The sequence below is a fragment of the Thioalkalivibrio sp. ALE14 genome, assembly GCF_000376845.1.
GTDB lineage: Bacteria > Pseudomonadota > Gammaproteobacteria > Ectothiorhodospirales > Ectothiorhodospiraceae > Thioalkalivibrio.
In genome coordinates, this window is record NZ_AQXY01000031.1 from 319,046 (window position 1) to 340,058 (window position 21,013).

The 21,013-nt window shown below is 67.0% G+C and carries 20 protein-coding genes and 1 pseudogene; 14 read left to right on the forward strand and 7 right to left on the reverse strand.

Going from position 1 to position 21,013, the window contains the following annotated elements:
* The first annotated feature begins 101 nt into the window (after window positions 1–101).
* From F572_RS0114430 to F572_RS0114445, 4 genes are all read left to right on the forward strand, one after another.
* The gene (locus tag F572_RS0114430) at window positions 102–1,412 is read left to right on the forward strand and encodes a PAS domain S-box protein (RefSeq protein WP_017941660.1); all 1,311 of its coding nucleotides are present in this window, start codon (window positions 102–104) and stop codon (window positions 1,410–1,412) included.
* A gap of 674 nt (window positions 1,413–2,086) precedes the next feature.
* The gene (gene msrA / locus F572_RS0114435) at window positions 2,087–2,710 is read left to right on the forward strand and encodes a peptide-methionine (S)-S-oxide reductase MsrA (RefSeq protein WP_017941069.1); all 624 of its coding nucleotides are present in this window, start codon (window positions 2,087–2,089) and stop codon (window positions 2,708–2,710) included.
* Between the two features lie 174 nt (window positions 2,711–2,884).
* The gene (locus F572_RS0114440) at window positions 2,885–4,006 is read left to right on the forward strand and encodes a flagellin (protein ID WP_017941068.1); all 1,122 of its coding nucleotides are present in this window, start codon (window positions 2,885–2,887) and stop codon (window positions 4,004–4,006) included.
* 216 nt (window positions 4,007–4,222) lie between these two features.
* Window positions 4,223–4,537 carry a hypothetical protein gene (locus F572_RS0114445; protein ID WP_017941067.1) on the forward strand — a complete coding sequence of 105 codons (315 nt, stop codon included), beginning with the start codon at window positions 4,223–4,225 and terminating at the stop codon, window positions 4,535–4,537.
* A 33-nt stretch (window positions 4,538–4,570) separates the two neighbouring features.
* On the opposite strand, the gene F572_RS0114450 is transcribed toward F572_RS0114445, so the two are convergent.
* Window positions 4,571–5,812, reverse strand: a complete 1,242-nt coding sequence (locus tag F572_RS0114450; protein WP_017941066.1) for an HD-GYP domain-containing protein — start codon at window positions 5,810–5,812, stop codon at window positions 4,571–4,573.
* Between the two features lie 221 nt (window positions 5,813–6,033).
* On the opposite strand from F572_RS0114450, the pseudogene F572_RS15725 reads away from it, so the two are divergent.
* The 4 genes and pseudogenes from F572_RS15725 to F572_RS0114465 form a co-directional block, all read left to right on the forward strand.
* Window positions 6,034–6,147 (forward strand): annotated as a pseudogene (locus F572_RS15725) (TIGR00341 family protein); the annotation flags it as partial.
* Between the two features lie 154 nt (window positions 6,148–6,301).
* Complete coding sequence (locus tag F572_RS0114455) at window positions 6,302–7,444, forward strand: hypothetical protein (protein ID WP_017941065.1); 1,143 nt, start codon at window positions 6,302–6,304, stop codon at window positions 7,442–7,444.
* Window positions 7,445–7,463: 19 nt separating this feature from the next.
* Window positions 7,464–8,411: a hypothetical protein gene (locus F572_RS0114460; RefSeq protein WP_017941064.1), complete on the forward strand. Its 948-nt coding sequence runs from the start codon at window positions 7,464–7,466 to the stop codon at window positions 8,409–8,411.
* A gap of 272 nt (window positions 8,412–8,683) precedes the next feature.
* A complete protein-coding gene (locus tag F572_RS0114465) occupies window positions 8,684–9,913 on the forward strand; it encodes an EAL domain-containing protein (protein ID WP_017941063.1) in 1,230 nt (409 codons plus the stop codon).
* On the opposite strand, the gene F572_RS0114470 is transcribed toward F572_RS0114465, so the two are convergent.
* Complete coding sequence (locus F572_RS0114470; RefSeq protein ID WP_017941062.1) at window positions 9,907–10,602, reverse strand: DUF4197 domain-containing protein; 696 nt, start codon at window positions 10,600–10,602, stop codon at window positions 9,907–9,909. The two genes, F572_RS0114465 and F572_RS0114470, sit on opposite strands and share 7 nt — an antisense overlap.
* Window positions 10,603–10,716: 114 nt before the next feature.
* Here F572_RS0114470 and F572_RS0114475 point away from each other — a divergent pair, with 114 nt between their 5' ends.
* On the forward strand, window positions 10,717–11,781 hold the full coding sequence (locus F572_RS0114475; RefSeq protein WP_017941061.1) for a triacylglycerol lipase: 1,065 nt from the start codon (window positions 10,717–10,719) through the stop codon (window positions 11,779–11,781).
* Window positions 11,782–11,809: 28 nt separating this feature from the next.
* On the opposite strand, the gene F572_RS0114480 is transcribed toward F572_RS0114475, so the two are convergent.
* Entirely contained in the window at window positions 11,810–12,787 is a 978-nt protein-coding gene (locus F572_RS0114480) for an OmpA family protein (protein ID WP_017941060.1), read from the reverse strand.
* A gap of 130 nt (window positions 12,788–12,917) precedes the next feature.
* Here F572_RS0114480 and F572_RS15830 point away from each other — a divergent pair, with 130 nt between their 5' ends.
* The gene (locus F572_RS15830; protein ID WP_017941059.1) at window positions 12,918–13,061 is read left to right on the forward strand and encodes a hypothetical protein; all 144 of its coding nucleotides are present in this window, start codon (window positions 12,918–12,920) and stop codon (window positions 13,059–13,061) included.
* A 70-nt stretch (window positions 13,062–13,131) separates the two neighbouring features.
* Window positions 13,132–13,827 carry an MOSC domain-containing protein gene (locus F572_RS0114490; protein WP_017941058.1) on the forward strand — a complete coding sequence of 232 codons (696 nt, stop codon included), beginning with the start codon at window positions 13,132–13,134 and terminating at the stop codon, window positions 13,825–13,827.
* A gap of 144 nt (window positions 13,828–13,971) precedes the next feature.
* Here F572_RS0114490 and F572_RS0114495 read toward each other — a convergent pair whose 3' ends face one another.
* Window positions 13,972–14,331, reverse strand: coding sequence for a hypothetical protein (locus F572_RS0114495; protein ID WP_017941057.1), 360 nt, complete (start codon window positions 14,329–14,331; stop codon window positions 13,972–13,974).
* Window positions 14,332–14,485: 154 nt separating this feature from the next.
* On the opposite strand from F572_RS0114495, the gene F572_RS0114500 reads away from it, so the two are divergent.
* Window positions 14,486–15,025, forward strand: a complete 540-nt coding sequence (locus F572_RS0114500) for a DsrE family protein (protein ID WP_017941056.1) — start codon at window positions 14,486–14,488, stop codon at window positions 15,023–15,025.
* 150 nt (window positions 15,026–15,175) lie between these two features.
* Here the strand turns inward: F572_RS0114500 and F572_RS0114505 are convergent, their stop codons facing one another.
* Both F572_RS0114505 and F572_RS0114510 read right to left on the reverse strand, forming a co-directional pair.
* Window positions 15,176–15,448: a hypothetical protein gene (locus F572_RS0114505; RefSeq protein ID WP_231291096.1), complete on the reverse strand. Its 273-nt coding sequence runs from the start codon at window positions 15,446–15,448 to the stop codon at window positions 15,176–15,178.
* A gap of 303 nt (window positions 15,449–15,751) precedes the next feature.
* Complete coding sequence (locus F572_RS0114510) at window positions 15,752–18,136, reverse strand: EAL domain-containing protein (RefSeq protein WP_026142919.1); 2,385 nt, start codon at window positions 18,134–18,136, stop codon at window positions 15,752–15,754.
* Between the two features lie 233 nt (window positions 18,137–18,369).
* Between F572_RS0114510 and F572_RS0114515 the strand changes: the two genes are divergently transcribed.
* Window positions 18,370–19,902, forward strand: a complete 1,533-nt coding sequence (locus F572_RS0114515; RefSeq protein ID WP_026142918.1) for an L-lactate permease — start codon at window positions 18,370–18,372, stop codon at window positions 19,900–19,902.
* A gap of 287 nt (window positions 19,903–20,189) precedes the next feature.
* Window positions 20,190–20,576 carry a hypothetical protein gene (locus F572_RS0114520; protein WP_017941052.1) on the forward strand — a complete coding sequence of 129 codons (387 nt, stop codon included), beginning with the start codon at window positions 20,190–20,192 and terminating at the stop codon, window positions 20,574–20,576.
* A gap of 228 nt (window positions 20,577–20,804) precedes the next feature.
* On the opposite strand, the gene F572_RS0114525 is transcribed toward F572_RS0114520, so the two are convergent.
* Entirely contained in the window at window positions 20,805–20,996 is a 192-nt protein-coding gene (locus F572_RS0114525; RefSeq protein WP_017941051.1) for a hypothetical protein, read from the reverse strand.
* Window positions 20,997–21,013 lie beyond the last annotated feature (17 nt).

The window sequence follows — 21,013 nt, forward strand, 5'->3', positions numbered from 1 at the left end:
TGCCGTGCTCCTTTCCAATTACCTGTACTGCTCTTGTACACTTACTGTACAGTTAGTGCAAAGGTAGTGACCTCCACCCTTGTTACGTCCAGGAGCCCGCCATGCTTTCCTTCTTCGCCTCGCTCTCAACCGCCCCCGCCGATTCCAGCCCCGAACCCGCCGAACCCCCCGTGCTCGACGCGATCCGCGAGGCCGTCGCCTACATCGAGTTCAACCCGCGCGGGCAGGTGCTCGACGCCAACGACCGGTTTCTGGAGACCGTCGGCCACGCCCGCGAGGACGTGATCGGCCAGCACCACCGGATGTTCTGCAGCCCCGAGTACGCCCGCTCCATCGAATACCAGGCCTTCTGGCGCCGTCTGCAGAACGGGGAATCCCATACCGGCACCTTCCCGCGGGTGACCCGCGCGGGCGAGACCATCTGGCTGGAAGCCACCTACTTCCCCGTCCGCGACGCCCACGGCCAGGTCGAGAAGGTCGCGAAGATCGCCTACGACGTAACCGAGAAGCACGAACAGCTGCGTGACCAGGAGGCCATCTTCTCCGCGCTGGACCGCTCCATGGCCGTCATCGAATTCACCCCGAACGGCGAGATCATCAGGGCAAACGAGAATTTCCTGCGTGCGGTGGGCTACGAGCTCGACGCGATCCGCGGTCATCACCATCGCATCTTTTGCGACGAAGACTTCTATCGCGACCATCCGGACTTCTGGGAACGCCTGGCCCGCGGGCAGTTCATGAGCGGCAAGTTCCGCCGACTGAAGGCCAACGGCGAGGAACTGTGGCTGGAGGCGACCTACAACCCGATCCTCGACGCCCACGGCCGGGTCGAGAAGGTCATCAAGTTCGCCACCGACATCACCGCCAGCGTGCATACCGCCGAACGCACCCGGGAGGCCACGTCCGTCGCCCACGAGATGGCGCAGAAGACCGCCGACCACGCCCGCCACGGAGCAGAGTCCCTGCAACAGAACGCCCAGCACACCGAGCAGATCCGCGCCGAGGTAACCGGCACCCAGGAGGCGGTCGAGCGTCTGAACGCCGAGGCCCGTAACATCGAGTCCATCATCGAGACGATCCGCACCGTGGCCGAAACCACCCGGATGCTGTCGCTGAATGCCGCCATCGAGGCCGCCCGCGCCGGCGAACAGGGACGCGGGTTCGCGGTGGTGGCCCAGGAGGTACGGAAGCTCGCCGCCAACACGAGCGAGGCGACCACCCGCATCGCCGAGGTCATCAACGGCAACCTGGAACGCACCCGCGAGATCGGCGAACGCATCAGCACCGTGCGCGACGTCGCCGAGCAAGCCGATGCCCAGGTACAGACGGTGCAGGGCATCGTCGACGAGATCCGCGAGGGCGCCAACCGGGTGGTCGAATCCGTCTCCTCCATCCCCCGCGAGGGCCGCTAGGGAGACGCTGATTTAATCGCACGTCCGCGTTGGTACCCCCTGTTTTCCGAGACAAGGCGCGTCGAGCAGCGGGTAGTGGTTCTACCCGCAAGCGGCGCAACGCAGGATCGGGGAACAGGGGGTACCAACCCCGCAAGCCATTGAGCGCAGGGGCTCGGCCGCCCGTTGTCATCAAAAACGGGCGTGGGAACTGCGTTGCGGTTCCCTTGTGCAGAATGACTGCACGGCAGTCACCGCGCCTTGTTCGCACGCAAAAGCGACTCGAGCGCGGACGCGCGATTAAATCAGCGTCTCCCTAGGGAAACACTGATTAATGTACACACTCGCGTTGGCACCCCAGGTTTTCCGAGACAAGGCGCGTCGTGCAGCGGGTAGTGGTTCTACCCGCAAGTGGCGCAACGCAGGATCGGGGAACTTGGGGTGCCAACCCCACATGCCACTGAAGCACGGGCTCGGCCGCTTTTGCGTGGGAACTGCGTTGCGGTTCCCTTATGCAGAATGACTGCACCGCGGTCACCGCGCCTTGTTCGCACGCAAAAGCGACTCGAGCGCGAGTGTGTACATTAATCAGTGTTTCCCTAGCCAAACGGCATGCCGGCAGCGTGCGGCACTCCGGGCGCCGATTCGGGTCCGAAGACTTGACGGCCTCGCTACGGACACACGGATCAACCTGCATGCCCTGTACCCGCGCATTCTGGATCGTCGCCCTGCTCCTGCTCTCGGCGCCCGCCCTGGCCCAGACCGAGGGCACCCGGCACGCCGTGCTGGCAGGGGGTTGCTTCTGGTCCATGCAGCCGCCCTTCGATGCACTGGAAGGCGTGCTTGGAACCGAACTGGGCTACACCGGCGGCCACACCCCGGATCCCGCGTACTGGGAAGTCACCACCGGGCGAACCGGCCATGTCGAGGCCGTGCGTATCCACTACGACCCCCAGCGCATCACCTACGACGAAATCCTGAACACCTTCTGGCGCAGCATCGATCCGCTGGATGCCCATGGTCAGTTCTGCGATCGCGGGCCCCACTACCACACCGCGATCTTCGTACAGGACGCGCGCCAGCGGGCAATCGCCGAGGCCTCGCGCACCGAACTCGACCGCAGCGGACGGTTCGACCGGCCCGTTATCACCCCAGTCCGCGACGCAGCGCCCTTCTACCGCGCGGAAGACACCCACCAGGACTACTACCGGAAACACCCGGAGCGCTACGCCGACTACGTGGTGGGCTGCGGCCGCCAGGAACGCCTGCTGGACCTCTGGGGGCACCTGGCGCCGGAGGAAACAGCCCTCCGCCCCTGACGCGGATCCGCCGGGCGAGCCATCACCCGGGGCGCCTGTTGCCCACCCCGGTCCTAAAGTCTGGTTCAAAACGGCCGTTAACGAGCTGTCCCCGGGAAAATCCGGTGACCTGATCCCGGCGGCACGGCACCGGGTACCAAAGAGGCCCGCTCACGGGCCACGAGACCCGACAACATGGCCCAGGTGATCAACACGAATCTCCTGTCGCTGAATACCCGGCGCAACCTGCGCGCTTCCCAGGGTGCCCTGCAGGTCGCCCTGCAACGCCTGGCCTCCGGGCGTCGTATCAATTCGGCGCGCGACGACGCCGCCGGGCGTGCCATCAGCGAACGCTTCACCACCCAGATCCGGGGCCTGAACCAGGCCATGCGCAATGCGCAGGACGGCATCGCACTGGCGCGCACCGCCGAGGGCGGGCTGGGGTCCATGAGCGGCAACCTCCAGCGGATCCGCGAGCTGGCGCTGCAGGCGGCCAACGGCACCCTGTCCGCGTCCGACCGCCGCGCCCTGAACCAGGAGGCCCGGCAGTTGCTGGCCGAGACTGACCGGGTGGTCACCCAGACCACATTCAACGGCCGCACCCTGCTCGATGGAAGCGCGTCCACCGCGTTCTTTCAGGTCGGCGCCAACGCCGGGCAGACCCTCGCCGTGGATCTCGGCGACGGCATGGGTACGCGCCGGCTCGGGGCGGTCGCCACCAGCCGCTCGGGGGACCTGACCGCGCTGTTCGCGAACGGTCCGTTCACCGTCGCGGGGGACTTTCGCATCCGTATCGGCGACGCCCCGGAGATCGACGTCCCGGACGGGAACTACGACTCGGTCGCGGCCCTGGCCACCGCTATCAATCGCGAACTCGAAAGCCCGGCGCGCGCCTCCGCAACCCTCGACGGACGCCTGGATATCACAGCGCGCGAGACCATCACCATCAGCGGGACCGCCGGCCTCGCCACCCTGGGGCTGCCCGCCACCGCCGCCGTGGAGGGAAACCTGGCCGGGATCGACCTGGGCACGGCCCAGGGGGCCAGCGACGCCCTCGCCCGGCTCGACCAGGCCCTGGACCGGATCAGCGCGCGCCGCAGTCGCCTCGGCGCGGTACAGAACCGGCTCGAAGCGACCATCGACAACCTGGGCATCGGGAGCGAAAACCTCCAGGCCGCGCGCAGCCGGATCCTCGACACCGACTACGCCGCCGAGGTCGCGGCGCTGATCCGTGCCCAGATCCTCCAGCAGGCCGGCATCGCCAACCTCGCCCAGGCCAATCTGGCACCCCGGCTCGTCCTGCGCCTGCTCGGCTAGGGAGACGCGGATTGAATCCGCGTCTCCCCGGGGTCTCACTGCTTAAGCCGCGCACAACCCTTGCTTTCCTTCATGTTTTGACATAAAAAATGAAAGCTGATGGCGAAGCTCAAAGATGAATGATGGCCCCTGGTTGCCACCTCCCACCCGGTAACGAAGGAAAGCCGCACAACCCGGGAACCGCCGATTTGATCGCGTCCGGCACGGAGGTCCACCATGAAGATCCTTTTATCGCCCCTCGTACTGATCCTAGTTCTCGCTCTACCTCTAACCCTGTCCGGCTGCGCTACCACCCATGCGACCACGCCGGAGGCACGAGCGTCCGAGGATGCGCTGTCCCACATCCTGTTCGACTACGATGCAGACGCCTTTACGGCCTACAACATGAGACGCAGCGGCCGGGTCGACATCACCTTTGCACGGGATGTCCCGGATGGCCTGTACAGCGAAATGATGGATGAGCTGCGGGCCCATCCGGACATCCGCGGGGTTCGCTCGGCGCGGACAGGACCCGCCTGCGGCCTGTTCTGACGACCCGCCACCGGGGGCGGCGTAGCGTCTCCTTTATCCGTTGCCGCCGGGCAGACCGGACCACAGCTCATCCAGGTCCGGAAACGGCCATGCCGTGGGGTCCTCGCGCCCGGCAATAACCTCCTGAACGTGCGGCGCAGAGAGGTCCACCACCTTCGGGGGTATCCGGCAGCCCGAGCTCGTCGAATAGAAGATCTTCACCACCGGCTTGAGCAGCGAGCCGGATGACTGGTCGACGACCACGCCGATCCGTCCGGATTCCAGACGCACCAGCGAACCCACCGGGTAGATCCCCAGGCTCTTTACAAAGGCCTGGAACACCATGGGATCGAAGTGCCCGTCGGCCCACTCGGCCATCCTGCGAATCGACTCGCCCGGGTCCCAACCGGCCTTGTAGGGGCGATTCGACGTGATCGCGTCGTAGACATCGCAGACCGCGCCCATTTTCGCGTAGAGCGTGATCTGGTCCCCTGCGAGCCCCTCGGGATACCCCGAACCATCCATCTTCTCGTGGTGATGCAGACAGACATCCAGGGTGACCGGGTGGAGGTCTTCTTCGGCGGCCTGCAGAATGCGCCGCCCCTCCGCCGGATGGCGCTTCATCACGACAAACTCTTCGGGGGTGAGCTTGCCCGGCTTGTTGAGCACCTCCAGCGGCATCGCGGCCTTGCCGATGTCGTGCATCAGCCCCGCCTCGCCGGCCGCCAGCACCGCGTCGTCCTCCAGTCCCAGTTCGCGGCCCAGTGCCACCATCAGCGCGCATACCGCGACCGAGTGCATGTAGGTGTAGTCGTCCGCATTCTTCAGCCGCGCCAGGCTGACCAGGGCACGGGAGTTGCGGGTCACGGAGTCGGTGATCTCCTCGACCACCTTGCGCGCCAGTTCGGTATCCACCGCGCGCCCCATGCGCGCCTCCCCGAAGATCGAGGTCATCGCCTGCCGCGATTTCCGGCAAATGGTCGCCGCCCGTTCCAGCTCCTCCCGGGTAGATGCGGGCTCCCGATCACGCCCGGCATCCGGGACCGACTCCAGCGCGGCCTGCACCTCGGCATCCCGCTCCGCCGGAGTCATGACGGCCTCCGCACCCTCCACGTCCCGCCCCCTGGTGGTGTCGATCCAGACCTCGCGGATACTGCTTTCACGCAGGGTCGCGAGGTCCTTCGCATCGTCCAGCAAGAAGCGCGTGCGCCAGAAGGGATGTTCCATCCACGAGCCACAAAGCTCGCGGATGAACATCCCGCAGACAACATGCTCCACCTTGATCTTCTTCAGCATTCAGGCCCCGGGGTCGCGCTGGAAGGCCGAGGCGGCGCCCCGGAGTGGAGATTATCACGGCATTCCCGAGGCCCCACAAATCGCGCCTAACGCCACCTAACGAGAACCCTTGCTACCATGTCGGACATCCGCCAGGAGAGGGCTCGCGAGTCGCTGGATCATTGAGATCGTGGCGCCTACCGGGCACCTGGATGCCGTGGTCGGAATCGCCAACGCGCCGGGAGAACCACGTGGCCGCAGTCATTGGAGCGATGGCCGTCACGCCCCTGCCGGGACCCAGCCTCGCGCTGGCGCTGGGAACCTCCATGGCCGACACCCGCCCGATCGGCCGTTCGCGACTCCGGCAGGCGCGGCGCCACTCGCGGCTTTGACCTCGGCAACCGCTTCGCCTAGTCTCGGCCGTAGGTGGCGATCCTTCAGGATCGGCGGCGAACATGACGGAACGGATCCGAATGGGCCGCGACCACCCGACAGGGAGGGACACGCCCCATGCCGCTGCGCATGTCCGGCTTGACTGCCAGGTTCGTCCCCTGGCTTCGCCCTGGCCTGCTCGGGCTGGGGGTCCTGCTTTGCCTGCCCGCCACGGCCGCCGTGGCCCCGGAGCCCCTGCCCCACAACCGGGGTGCCTATCTCTCGCCCTACACGGCGCAGGGCGATCTCGCCGGCTGGGTGGACGAGGCGGTGGGCGAGTCCTCGCGCGATATCGCCGGTCTGGCCGGACGCCTGCTGCAGACCGCCGCGATGGCCTACGGCGCGCAACAGACCCATCGCATGAGCGGCATGCTCGATCACGCCAGCCGCGGCTCCGGCATCCCCGCCATGGATTTCGGCAGCGCCCTGGTCGCAGCCACGGAACCTGGCCGCACCCCCGCGGGAGGGCTGGAACAGGTCACCGCCATCCTTGGCGAGCTGGGCCGGCACGGGGTGGTGGGCGAACGCGCCGGGCACCAGGTGCGCCAGCTCGCGCGCGTACTGGAGGATCCGGAAGCCGCCGTGCGCGGCGAGCTCGAGCGCCTGCAGATCGGATCGCGCGATGTCGCCGGGGTCTTGCGGGACCTCGAGCGCCTGCCATCCGGACAGCGGCAGGGAGTTCTGCACGCGCTGGGTGACGACACCGCCCCGGCCCTCGAACTCCTGCTGGATGCCGGGCACCAGCGCCTGGACCGCCAGATCCGCGAACTCGCTCGGCCCCGCGGCGCCTCGTCCAGCGTCGCCGACAGCCTGTTCGGTCTTCTGGCCCGCGACCACAACGGCGGGCTGTTCGGCGCCGGCGAGGTCCTGCAGCGTCAGCTGGGCGATCACGCCCTGCGCCAGGGGGCCGATCTGGGGATGGGCTTCTTCGCCCTGTTCGACGGCTTGTCGCAGACCCACCGCCAGCTCGAACTGACCCCGGAGCGCATGGAGCGCTACCGCCAGGCCGCCGACCGCTCCTTCGACGATCTCGACAGCCTGCTGGTGCACACCATGGTGCACTACCGCACGCGGCGCGACTTCGCCCGCGCCAGCGAGGCCGTGATGCTCCTCTACCCCGAGGCACGCCCGCGCATGGACGCCGCCCATCGCGTGGCGGGCAACATCATCACCGCCGAATGGCACCGCATGCAGCAACGCATGGACCTGCAATGGCAATAACCCAACGGAGAACCGACTGATGCGTACCCACCCGACACCCGCCCGCCTACTCGCCCTGGGTCTGGCCCTGACCCTCGGCATGGCCGCCTCGGCCGCGCACGCCACCCCGGGCGCCGACCGCCAGTTCGACCGCAACATCCAGGCAGTGGACACGAGCCTGCTGGACGCCGGCACCCACGCGCTGCTCGACCAGTACCGCGCCGAGCGTGGCTCGCGCGAGGCACGCCAGGTCAGCCGCCAGGCCCTGCCTGGACGCGGTGCCACGCAATGCTCATGGGACGAACGCTACCGCGCGATGGCCAGCCTCGACACGCCCCCCGAGGTCATCTTTGCCCGCGCCCTGGTCACCAACAAGGGGCGCGGCTCGGTGGATCTGGGCTTTGACCGCTTCGAGCTCCACGCCGACGGCGCCTGCCCGGATGCAGTCGATAACGGCCCGGTCAGCTTCTGGATGACCTGGTACCAGAACCACCAGGCGATGGAGCCGGCGGCCGTCTCCAGCATCGAGGAGGCGCGGCGGCTGTATGCGTCCTCGGCCCGGGACAGCAGCATGAAGATGGTCATGCGCTTCGACGGCGAGATGCAGGGCGGCCAGCCCCACGGTCGCTTCCGGCTCATCCAGACCAACCACACCATCGAGATGCGCGGGATGCGCGGCGGCACTGCCAGCAGCCACGCTCTGGGCTACGCCGACTTCGAGGCCGGCGAGCTGGTCCGGCGCCTGATCGTGACCGAGACCCGCCACGGGACCACGCTGGTCTACCTGGAACAGCCCCACGGCGAGGCGCACACCCTCAACTACTGGGTCATGCACGGGGTCGGCATGCACCTGGGCGATCACTACCCGACCAATGCCGCCGGCGAACTCGACGGTCGCTTTGTGCGCCTGCGCAGCAACGAGAACCCGCCGGAGATCAGCACCTGCGTACGCGGCAACCTCCCGGCACCCGCATCGGCTTGCGACTAACCCCAAACCCGCCGCCCGGTGCGGGCCACGGCCCGCACCGCTTCCAGTGTCCGCCCCACGGACACACGAATCGCGCCCAGGCGTTTCCTGCAACCACCTCGCCCCCGACAGGACATCTGTTGCGCATCACGTTGTTTTTGCAAGGATGGACTACACTCGGATGAAGACGCGGCGGTTCCGGACATCCGGAACCTTCGATCGGCATCCGGACCGGGCCTGGCCCTGGCCCGTGGCGCCGCAACCGGCCCTGGACTGGCCAAAGGAAGTGCGTGATGCCCAGGTACCACTCGCCCCTCCCCGCTACCGGCGGCATCCGCTACTCCGACTACCTCGCCCGGACCACCCTGCGCGCATGGGTCGGCATGTCGTTCGTGACCGCCAGCCTGCTGATCCTAGGCGGCCTCGCCCTGTCCTGGCTGATCGTCTACACCGGGGGCGGCGCGGACAGCATCGTCCCGCACTTTTACTACGTCCCCATCCTGTTCGCCGCCGCGCGCTTCGGCGCGACCGCCGCGCTGGTCGTGGCCCTGGTGGCCGGCGTGCTGGCCGGACCCATGACGCCGGTGGATGTCACCGCCGGCATCGCCCAGGAAACCGAGCGCTGGCTCACCCGCACCGGCTTTTTCATTGGCATCGGCCAGCTGATGGCCTGGCTGGTCATCCCCGCGCTGCACCCGGTCACCGAGGAACTGCGGCGCATGCGCCAGGAATTCGATATCCGGCGCGGGCTGCGGCACAACGAGTTTTTCCTGCGCTACCAACCGATTTACTCCCTGGCGCAGGAGCGCCATGTTGGCGTCGAGGCGCTGATCCGCTGGCAACACCCCATCCGCGGAGAACTATCCCCGGCGGAGTTTCTGGACGTGGCGGAGGATTCCACGTTAATCCATGACATCTGCGATCTGGCCCTGGACGAGGGCTGCCGCCAGGCGGCCGCGTGGAACGCTCTGGCCGCCGAACACGGCCGCCCCGCATGGTACGTGGCTATCAACCTCTCGGCGCACGACATCGTCCGCCCCGAAATGGCGGCCCATGTCGCGGCCGCGCTGGATCGCCATCGGCTACCGCCGGAGTTGCTGCACATCGAACTGACCGAGACAGTGCTGGCGATGGACGCGGCCACCGATGCCCTGAAGCAGCTCAAGTCACTCGGCATCCAGCTCGCCATCGACGACTTCGGCACGGGTTATTCCTCGCTGGCCTACCTCAACCGCTTCCCCATCGACATCCTCAAGATCGACCGCCAGCTGATCTCCGGACTCGGCATTGATCCGTCCGCCCACGACCTCTCGCGCGGCATGGTCCTGCTGGCCGAGTCACTGGGCCTGCGAACCATCGCCGAGGGCGTGGAGACGAAGGAACAACTGGCAATCGGCCGCGAACTGAAATTCGATTGCATCCAGGGCTACTACTTCGCCCGCCCGTTACGGGCCGAAGAGATCCCATCCCTGCTGCTTTCCGACACGCCGCACACCGGCCATCTCCACGCGGTGCGCTACTGACCGAAATAGTCCCGCAGGAGCTGGGTCGTTCGAGCGGCCGGTTCCTCGCGGATGCGCCGCTCCTCGTCCGCGAGGATGGTGAACAGCCCGTCCAGGGCGTGGTCGGTCACGTAGCGGTCCAGGTCCACGTCCAGCCCGGACAGCCCGGGAATACGGCCCGCCGCATCGCGCAGCGGCTGGTACACCCGGTAAACGTCGGCCCGCTCCATCTGCTCGCGCACGATCGGCATGTAACGTTCGCGCAGGGTGGACTCCGACGCCCCGCGCAGATACTGCGTGGCGGCGTCCTCGTCGCCGCGCAGCACGCCGTACACATCATCCGGGCGCATCCCGCGGATCGCACTGACGAACACCGGCACCGCCTCCTGCGCCGCCGCCTCCGCCGCCCGGTTCATGCGCCGCTCGAGGTCGTCCACCTCGCTGGCGAATCCGACCCGGCGCAGCACGTCCCCGGCCTGCTCCAGTTCCTGCGGCAGCCCGATCCGGATCAGCGCGTTGCCCCAGTAGCCATCCTCGCGCCCGGTCCGCTGCACCGTGCGCTCGGTCCCCACCCGCAGGGCCTCGCGAATCGCCTCCTCGGCGCGATCCCCGCCGCCGTTCAGACCGAAATCGCGGACGTCCAGTCCGGCACAGGCGGACAGCAGCAGGAAGGGGAGAAAAAGCCAGGGGAGCAAGAACGCGCGTCGCATATCGAAACGTCCGAAAGGGTCGTCCTGCCATCATACACAGGGGACCGGGCAGCCCCGACACCCCCACCGGATCCCTCTTGCCGTGGAGGCCGGCTTGTCCGATGGTGATCGTCCATGAATGCCGCACGTCCCGAACCGTCCCGGCGCCGCCGGGGTCTTGTTGCCTTCCTGATCCTGGTAGGCCTGCCCCTGCTCGCCCTGGCGATCTGGGTCGGCTGGGCCGAGCAGAATCCAGAGCAGGAGCGCGAACTGCGGGTCGAGGTCCAGGACCGCCTGCACGAGTGGTTCCCCGAGGCGATGGAACTGCCCGACGAGCTGCGCGGCTTCGTGCCGCGCTCCGAGCGGTTCGATGACGGCCATCCGCCGGAAGTGCTGCTGCTGCACGGCCTGGACGAGCCCGGAGACATATGGGACACGCTCGCCCCCGCCCTGGACGACGCCGGGATCAATGCCTGGGAGTTCCGCTATCCCAACGACCAGGCCATCGACCACAGCGCGGACCTCCTTGCCGAGCACTGGGCGCAACTGGAGGGCGACGACCCGCTGATCCTGATCGGCCACAGCATGGGCGGCCTGGTGATTCGCGATTTCGTGACGCGCTACCGGCACCCCGAAGGCACGCCTCCCAAGGTCGGGGGACGGCCGATCGCGGGCGTGATCCTCGTCGCCACCCCCAACCACGGCTCCGAGTGGGCCCGCCTGCGGGTCTGGCTGGAGGTCCGCGAATGGCTGGCCGACATCCAGGAACAACGCTTCTCGCTGTTTGCCGGCCTGCGCGACGGCACCGGGGCGGCCAAGATCGACCTCCGCCCGGACAGCCAATTCCTGGCCGAACTGAACGCGCGCCCCTGGCCGGAGGCCATCCCGGTCCGCATCATCGGCGGCAAGCTACCCGAACCTACCCCCGCCATGCGCGAGAGTCTGGCCGCGCTGGACGAGCAGATCGACCTGGAGGCCGTCGCCGGACGCATCAGCGAGTGGTGGGAGCAGACCGACGAGGAGCTGGGCGACGGCGTGGTGCCAGTGGAATCGCTCCGCCTGGACGGGCATCCGGATCCGCTGATCCTCGAGGCCTCGCACCGGGGGCTGCTGGTGCCCGGCCCGCTGACGGACGATCCGCCCGCCATCGACCCTATCCTCCACATCCTCGAACGCTGGCACGCGACACCCGGGGGCTGAACACCCGGCTCGGGCCCGGCCCGCGCCGCTATCCGCCGCGCTCGACCAGCTCCACACGGCGGTTCTGGGCCCGCCCTGCCTCCGTGCGGTTGGTGGTGACCGGCGCCATCATTCCGGCCCCGGCGGCCTGAAGCCGGCCTCCTGCAATCCCGTGCTGATCGCGCAGCCAGTTCACCACGGACTGCGCGCGCTCCAGGGACAGCGACACGTTGTAGTCAAAGTCACCGGTGTTGTCGGTATGCCCGACCACCAGCAGCTCCATGGATGACTGCTCGTTCATCAGGTCCGCGATCGTCGCCAGCGCCGCGGCGGATTCCGGGAGGATCGCCGCGCTGTTCACCTCGAACAGAATGTCCTGCACCGCCACGCGGCCGTCCTCGATCAGGCCGGTCTCCATCTCGCCGGCGGTCAGCGGCTGGTGATCCATGGTCGTATCCATATCCTCCGCGGTCACGATCGCCTTGGAGACTGCCGGGCCGTCGACCCGACGGGCGTTGAACACGGCAATCCCCGCCAGCACATCCCCGGCCTCGGAGCGCGCCGCGATGTAGCGCACCTGACGATCCCGGTTGGCCACCCGGCAGCAATCGCGCGCCCCCCGCTCGAACAGGCCGGACTCCCGGAAAAAGGTCCGTCCCGCCCCGCCAGAGAGCTCCTCCTCGGAGCCGGTAAACAGGATCTCGAAACCGCGTGCCTCCAGCGCCTGCAGGTAGCTGCGCTTCACCCGCAGCGTGGTTACGCTGGGGTCCTCGAAGTTATAGCTCAGGCGCAGGACTTCGCCCTCCAGCCGTTCGACCGACTCGAACCCATCCGCGTCCCACGGCCCGGTGGGCACCGTGAGCCGGTCAAAATCGCTCTGGTCCTGATACACGATGTACGAACCCGCCACCCGCGGCACATCCGGGTGATCCCCAGCCCCGTCGATGTCGGCCGCGCCCACGCTGCCCACCCCCATCAGCCCCGCGACGACCCAGCCCGCAACCGCCGTGTACGCACGTTTCCCCATGTGATGCCCCCTGTCCATACCCAAGATACGGCCCTACGCATACCCCAGCCGCAAGGCGCCCTGCAACCCCGAACCCGTCGCCCCGACCTACCGCAGCGGAACATCGACGGGAATCCCGGCTCTCAAGGGCATGGACATCCCCCTGCTCGTCATCGGCGCCCTGCTCGTCGCCAGCCTGACCGCCTTCTTCTCCGGCGTGCTGCCCTATCCCATCGGCTGGATCATCCTGGGCATCGCCTTCATCGCGCGGCTGCTCTATCTGGGCGGGCGCTGAACCACCAGTCGTCACCGGTGTATGGACGTTGTATCGTCAAGACTCCGCGCTAGCCTGGGACTGCACCCGCATGACTGCCAACCGACTCATCGGCCTCTACACCGGCCGCGTGGCCACGGACTTCGCCAATGGCCGCGCCAGCGCCATCGACAAGCAGCCGGTGCCCGGCGCGGTGGCGGTAGAGCCCCTTGGCCTGGTCGGTGACGAGCAGGCGGACCCCGACAACCACGGCGGACCGGAGCGGGCCCTGCTCCACTACAGCCTGGACCGTTATGCCGGCTGGCAGGCACAGTACCCGGACCAGGCCGCCCGCTTCGCCGCCCCCGGCTTCGGCGAGAACCTCGCCAGCCACGGCATGGACGAGCACAGCGTGCACATCGGCGATATCTATCGCATCGGCACCACCCGGGTGCAGGTCAGCCAGCCCCGCACGCCGTGCTGGAAGCTCGACGTGCGCTTCGGCATCCCGGGCCTGGCGCGCGAGGTCCAGGAGACCGGCCGCTGCGGCTGGTTCTACCGCGTACTGCAACCGGGCACCCTCACCGTGGGCGATACCATCGAACACCTCGAACGCCAGCCCGACAGCCTCTGCATCGCCGCGGCCATGGCAGCGGTCTATCGGCAACCGGACCCCCAGCACCTGCAGCAACTCGCCGACTGCGAGGCCCTGGCCCCCAACTGGCGGGAAAAGGCCCGGCGAAAGCTGCGCGGCACCCCCGATGCCCGCAGCCATCAGCGCCTCACCGGCGCACCGCCCACCCGGTAACCCCCCAGTACCCGGCTGGCGGACGCAACGGCCCAAGTCCACGCCCCATCTCCGAATCACGTTCCGGAGCCCCGGGACGACGGCGACCCCGGGGCTTCCGTCGCCCCCCATCCAGTCCCGGCACCGCCCGTCGAGTATTAACGTCTACGGGCGGGAGAAGGCCCAGGTGCTCGTAGAGACAGGGCCTTCGGGCGCCATGGCCCCGTACTCCACCCAGCGCGCATGAAGCCGGGCGCCCGTTACCAGCAGCTCGGCACCCTCGGTCACGGCCACGAGCGCCACTTGGCCATCCGCAAAACCGCGCGCGCATCCTTGCCGATCGTCGCCTCGCGTTCCGTCCGCGTGGAGCACCCGTTCAAGCTCCAGCGTGACGTACCCCTCGGCCCGCACCACTACCGTCACTTCGAAACGGCATTCCGACCAGTGCGAGGCACGGACCAACGTGACGCTTGCCAGCAACAGGCCGGCCAGCCCCACACCCACCAGGATTCTCGAAAAAGCCATCACCGCGTGTCTCCCCGGGCGCGCTGACTGGTCTGTACTGGCATCCCGCCTGGACTCGCTTTACAGTACCCATGCCCGAAACAGGGGTGTAACGGGCAGAAAAAGCATAATCAAAAACAAAAACAATTTCTTGAAATCACCAAAGGAGACTCCAATGAAACATTCAGAGACCCCGGCCAAGCGCCGCACGGTTACCGCGAGGCCGCGTTTCCGGCTTCTGGCCGCCCTGGCCTGCACCGCACTTGTCGGCCTCGGCTGGAACGCATCTGCCACGGCGTTCGAGCCCGAAGCCAAGGTCGTCTATCACGTGGACTATGGCGATCCCCAACGACTCTCCTCGATGCTGACCAGCATCAACAACATGATGACGCACTACCAGAACGAGTTCATGGATGTCGACGTGCGGGTGGTATTCATGTCCGATGGCATACGGTTCGCCACTGACAACAACCTTGAAGGCACCCCGTTCGAGTCCGATCAGGCGTTCATCGAGGAACGCGACGAACTCCGCACGCGGCTCGCCGGGCTGAAGCAAACGCACGGGGTACAGTACGAGCTTTGCGACATTACCCGGACGCGGGTCCGGCTGGACCATGACGAGGTCTACGACAAGGTCAGCCTGGTTCCCTCCGGTGTTGTCCGCCTGGCGGAACTCCAGAACGAAGAAGGCTTCGCCTACATCAAGATCGACTGACCCCAGGGGCAGAGCCCCTTCCATGTCGCGAGGCATCCAGGCGATGCCCCGTGGCATCGGGTCTTGCCGCCATCCCTCGCCCAGATCGCACATTCCAGTGCCCGGCCCACCAGGGAAACCCGCAACAACGCCCCCTGGCAACACCGCTGATCAGGGACGGTCGAGTAGACGGTAATCCCGCGATCCATCATCCCGTTCGGTAACCACGAGTTCGACCTCGCGGCCCACTTCCATCGGGCTTCGCAGCTCCTGCCACAGAAACCGGACCGGACCGTCCGTGGGCGTGTCGACAACGACACGAATCCATGCCGTGTCCTCGGTCTCCCGTTCGACCTCGATCACCGGTGCCCGGATCACCTCCCGACTGGCTACGCCAGGCCCGAACCAGTCCGAATACAGCAACACGCCCAGGACTGCCAGCATGCCCATCGCCGCGAATGCCGCCCGTGTATTCCGAAAGGCATATGCCAGATTGTTCCAGAAACGCCCGACCATCCCGCCCCCTCTATCCAGCAAACGTTGACGACTGGGCGCCGACCGACTCCTTCCGACAAAATCCGTGGGGCCTGCTCCACCTCGACTTCCGGGTAAGCACAGGAGTCTCGCCAGCAGGCAGTCGGATCGAAGATCCCGGAAAATCCGGCCGCATGCCCGTCGTTTTCTACCGGCTCGTGATATGCGACGCCGCCCGGTACCGGTCGGCGCCACTTACCCGGAGTGCAGGGGTCAATTCGCCCGACGGATCCCTTCCGGGCCGACCAATGGTTCCGGACGATCCAGGCCGAACCCCTGCCCATGGGTGACGCCGACCTCCACGAGAAGCGCCCGTATGGCATCGTCCTCCACTTGTTCGGCAATCGTGGTCAGCCCCAGGATCTGACCCACCTCGTGAATAGCCCGCACCATGGCAAGATCGACTGGATCGGTGTTGATGTCACGGACAAAACCGCCATCGATCTTCAGATAATCCACCGGAAGGTGCTTTAGATAGGAAAAAGAGGACAGACCGCTGCCAAAATCGTCCAGCGCGAACTGGCAGCCCGTTCGTCGCATCTCGGTCATCAGGCGGGCAGTGCGCTGCAGATGGCGCACCGCTGCGGTCTCGGTGATCTCGAAACACAGGCGGTCGCCGGGTATGCCGGACTTCACGACCGACTCCTGCAGAAACTCCAAGAAGGCATCGTTATTCAGTGACGAACCGGACAGGTTGATCCCCATCACCGGAAGGACGCGGCATCCCCCGGCCTGCAGTTCCTCCATGTACGTCAGTGTCCGGGCCACCACCCAGCGGTCGACCTGCCCCATCAGGTCATAGCGTTCGGCCGCCGGAATGAAGGTGTCCGGCCGAACCAACTCACCCGCGCTGTCGCGCAGCCGAAGCAGGATCTCGGAATACGCATCCGAATCGTCGGCCAGGCGGCGGACCGGTTGCGCCCAGAGTTCGAAACGATCCTGCTCGATTGCGTCCGGAATGCTGCTGACCCAGTGCAGTTCGCCCACCCGGTCACGCAAGTCCTCGTCCTCCGCCCGGAACACGCGCACCTGGTTGCGCCCCGTATCCTTGACCACGTAACAGGCCGCGTCCGCCTGTTGCAGGATCAGCCGCGTCGACTCGCTCGCTTCGCTGACCTCGACCAGCCCCAGACTGGCCGAAAGGGAGAACGTCGACTCGTCCCAGTAGAAACGGAAGTTGGCCAGTTCCCGACCGATCTCCTCGGCCAGGGTTCGCCCCTCCTCGATGTCCCGATCGACCATCAGGATCCCGAATTCATCCCCACCGAGACGCGCGACGATATCGCGTTCGCACACCAGATGAAGCAACAGGGACGAAATCTGACGCAGGAGCTCGTCACCCGCGGTATGCCCACGGGTGTCGTTGATGATCTTGAACTGGTCGAGATCGAGATAGCACAGGGTATGCCGGGTGTGGTGCTTGCGCGCGGAACGTAGCTGTTCCTCGAGACACGCCTCGAAGGCCGGGCGGTTCAGCAACCCGGTCAGGGCATCATGCGTGGCCTGATGGTCGAGCCGGCGCATCACTTCGCGCAATTCGCTGACGTCACGCATCACAAGGACGCTCGCCTGGCTGCCGTCGGCGCGATTCAGGATCGGTGTAAACGAGAGCTGGACCGGACGGGTCTGGTCGTTCGCCGTATGCAGGCGCATATGGACATGCTGGCTTGCACCCCGCGCGACCTGACCGCTGGATTCGAACCGCGCGGACATCGAGTCCCCGCTGGTCTCGTCTTCCAGACGCACCGCCTCGTCGAGGGGCCGTTCGACCAGTTGTGCGGCGGACTCACCCAGCAGCAGGCTGGCGACCGGATTGACGTATTCGATACGCCCATGGTCGTCGGTGGTAATCACCGCATCACCGATCGACTCCAGCGTGGTCTGCGCCCGCTCCTTCTCGCGCCGGTTCTGTTCCCGTTCACTGGCGATGATCCCCTGCTGATGCATGTGTGTCAGGGTCATGCTCAGCCAGTCGGCGGCCAGTTGCAGGAACCGCCGTTCCAGCGCGTCCGGTGGCTTGCGCCTCGCGTCGTGGCGGTAGAGCACCAGCAGGCCACGCTGGTTGTCGGGAAGCGAAAGCCCGACCGTCTCGAGACAAGCGGGAAGCGAATCCGGACTCCGGGAGCGCAGTTCCTTGCAGGTTCCGGGCCGGCCTTCCTCCAGGGACAACGCCGAAAGTTCCCGCAACACGCTTTCGGACAATGGCGGCGTCTGACGCGGAGGGTGATGCTGGAGCTGTCTGCCCCCCCGACCCCCCTGCTCCAGTTCATAGAGGGCAACGCCGTCCATCCGCAACTGCTCGGCAACCACCCGCAGCAAATGCCCAATGGCCTCCTCGTGGTCGCTGCTGGCCTGCGTCGCTTCAACAAAGGTATTCAGGAGATCGGTCTGCGACCGCAGGAGATGCATCCGGGCCAGCATGACCCCGAAGACAACACCCACAACAGAGGGGATCGCCAGCAGGCTTGGCTCGAACCGGTCAGCCCCATATACGAACAGGAACTGGACCGCCGCCAACAACAAGACAATCCCGACGGCGAACCCGACATACCGGGCATAGACCCCCCAGGTGTTCCGTAACCGGAGCTGTGCCCGCATCCCATCCCCTTTGTGTCGATGCGACGTATGGCATCACCGGACGCGTTGCCACAATGTCCATGAAAACGCACACGTTACCCCTTCACTATAGCCGGTGGACGATCGGCCTGAAAGGATGCGAATGGCGGACCATTGGCGTTGATCGGAGCGGTACTCGAACCCGGCTTTTCCTTCGTGCCAGGCGGGTCGTCACGGAGTAGCATGACAGTTCGCTTTGTGCGGGAGAGGTGAAGGTGCTGTTCTGGCTCACGCTGGTGCCGTTCGTGCTGCTGTTCGTGTGGCTGGTGCCGCTGCGGCGCCCCGCCTTCGAGGCCGCCCCCATTGCCTACCTCGCCACCCTCGTGCTGGCCGTGCTGGTCTGGGAGGTCTCGGGCACGGTACTGATGGTCAGCCTCCTGGATGCCGCGGTGGTATTCGTGGAGGTCCTGCTGATCATCCTGATGGCGCTGCTGGTGCTGAACGTGATGATCGCCACGGGACACATGAGTGCGATCCAGTCGGTCATCGCCAGCGTCTCGCGCGATCACCGGGTACTGGCCATGCTGCTGGGCTGGGGACTGGTCAGCTTCGTGGAGGGCATTGCCGGCTTCGGCACCCCCGCGGTGCTGGCTGCCCCGCTGCTGGTGTACTTCGGCATGCGCCCCCTGAAGGCCGTGGCAATCGCCCTGATCGGCAACAGCACCGCCGTCCCGTTCGGCGCGGCCGGAACCCCGGTGATCATCGGTTTCGCCGGCCTCGGCCTGGATGCGGAAACCACCCGCTCGGCCGTCCTGCAGACGGCCGTGATCCATACCATCCTCGCGCCGTTCGTCACGCTGTTCATGGTCTGGGTGGCCACCCTGGGCGAGGAACGCGGCCGCTTCCGCGAGTTCGTGCCGTTTGCCGTGCTGTCGGCACTCGCCTTCGGCACCCCCTACCTGCTGGTCGCCTGGCTGGTAGGGCCGGAGCTGCCGTCCATCCTCGGCGGCGTAGTGGCCATGGCGGTCATCGCCCTGGCGGCCCATCGCGGCTTCCTGCTGCCGGGCCACGAGCGGCGGGCCGAGGTCGAACGGGCCCCGGTCGGGCGCGTGCTGATGGCGTTCGTGCCCTTCGCGGTGATGGCCGTCGCGCTGATCGCCTCGCGCACCATCATGCCGCTGCGCGAGGCCCTGCAGTCCGTGCGCTGGTCGGCTGGCGAGTTCCAGGGCGTCGAACTGGGGCAAGGCCTGGCTCCGCTGTACACGCCCTATTTCTACTTCGGCCTGGCCCTGCTTACCGCGTTGATTCTGTTCCGCGTGAGCCGCGCCACATTCGGGCAGGCGCTCGTCGCCACCTGGGGCAAACTGCGCGTCGCCGCCATCGTGCTGGCCTTCATCATTGCCCTGACCCAGCTCCTGCTGATCTCCGGTCAAAACGCGGCCGGCCTGCCCTCGATGCCGCAGGTGCTGGGCCAGGGCCTGGCGGAAGTCCTGGGCGGCACGTTCGTGATGTTCAGCGCCTTCCTCGGCGCGCTGGGCTCCTTCATGACCGGCAGTGCCACCGTCTCCAACCTGCTGTTCGCGCAACTCCAGGCGGATACCGCCGACGCCCTGGGCATGGCCCTGCCGACCGTGCTGGCCCTGCAACTGATCGGCGCCGGGGTGGGCAACATGATCTCGCTGCACAACATCGCCATGGCGGCCGGTGCCGCCGGGCTGCAGGCACGCGAGGGCCAGGTGATCCGCGAGACGATCGTCCCGGTCATCGTCGTCTGCCTCGGCGCGGGCCTGCTCGCACTCGCCTGGTAGGCCTGCCGCCCTTGCTCCCGTAACGCCGGGACACCCGCCCGCAGGTTGCCCATCCGGTCGCTGAGCACCTGGCGAATAGCGACGCGACCGCGGACAGGGCTCGGTGCCTGTAGACGCGAACCCCTCCGCAACTTGCCGCCTACGTCTGTGAACTGGCGGTCAACTTCGCACGCAGCGGCTTTATGCGCACTCCCGAGGGCGCTATCCATGGGCTGCACCCGGTCGGCACGCCCCGGCGAGGGGCCATCCGCCGGTGCGGCTTTTGCCCAAACGAAGGAGCCAGAACCATGTGGAACTATCGTAAAACCGCTATCGCCTTTGCCCTCGGCTCGCTGTTCACGCTCGGTGCCCCGGGCGCCGCGCAGGCCCAGGATCTGGGTACCTCGGCCGGAGGCGCCGCCGAGACCGGCGCCGAAGCCAGCGGCGGGATGGCCGGCGGATCGGATCGTGGTGCCGAAGCCTCCGGCGGCGCCGCAGGCGGCGCGGCCAGCGAAGGCCGGGCCCCGGGTGCCGAAGGCGGCATGCGCGACGACCGCGGCATGGGTGCCGAAGGTGGCATGGGTGCCGGCGCCGACACCCACATGGACGACGACGGCATCGACGCCGGCGCCGAGGGCGGTGCCGAAGGCGGCGTTGACCTGGGTGGCGACGATGATGACGAGGACGACAACTAACCTCACGCTAGACGGCAGGCCGGTCCCTCGCGGGACCGGCCTCATTCCCCCCGGAGACAAGCCAATCCGATCGTCTCCCGCGTCACGCTTTCCATCCCCGGGTGACGTGTATCGCTACTCCCCGACACCCCCTCAAAGGCCGCGGCCAGCGTGCAATGCTCCGTCAGTCCTCCGGCGGGCTGCACGGTGAGTCCCGGACCACCCGCTTCTTGACGGCCTCGGGGCAGATCAACCCGAAGGCTTGCAGGCCAGTCCGTACTCGAAGGTGTGGATCTTGACCCCCTCGGGGAAGGCCTCTTTCAGCCGGCGTTCAAACTCGGCGTAGATTTCGGCCTTGTGCTGCTGAACGTCCCAGTCGCGGCTGTCGCAATCGACCCCTTCGACGTCCAGCTCCATGTTGAACTCCAGATCCGGGGCCATTTGTACGCGGATTCTCG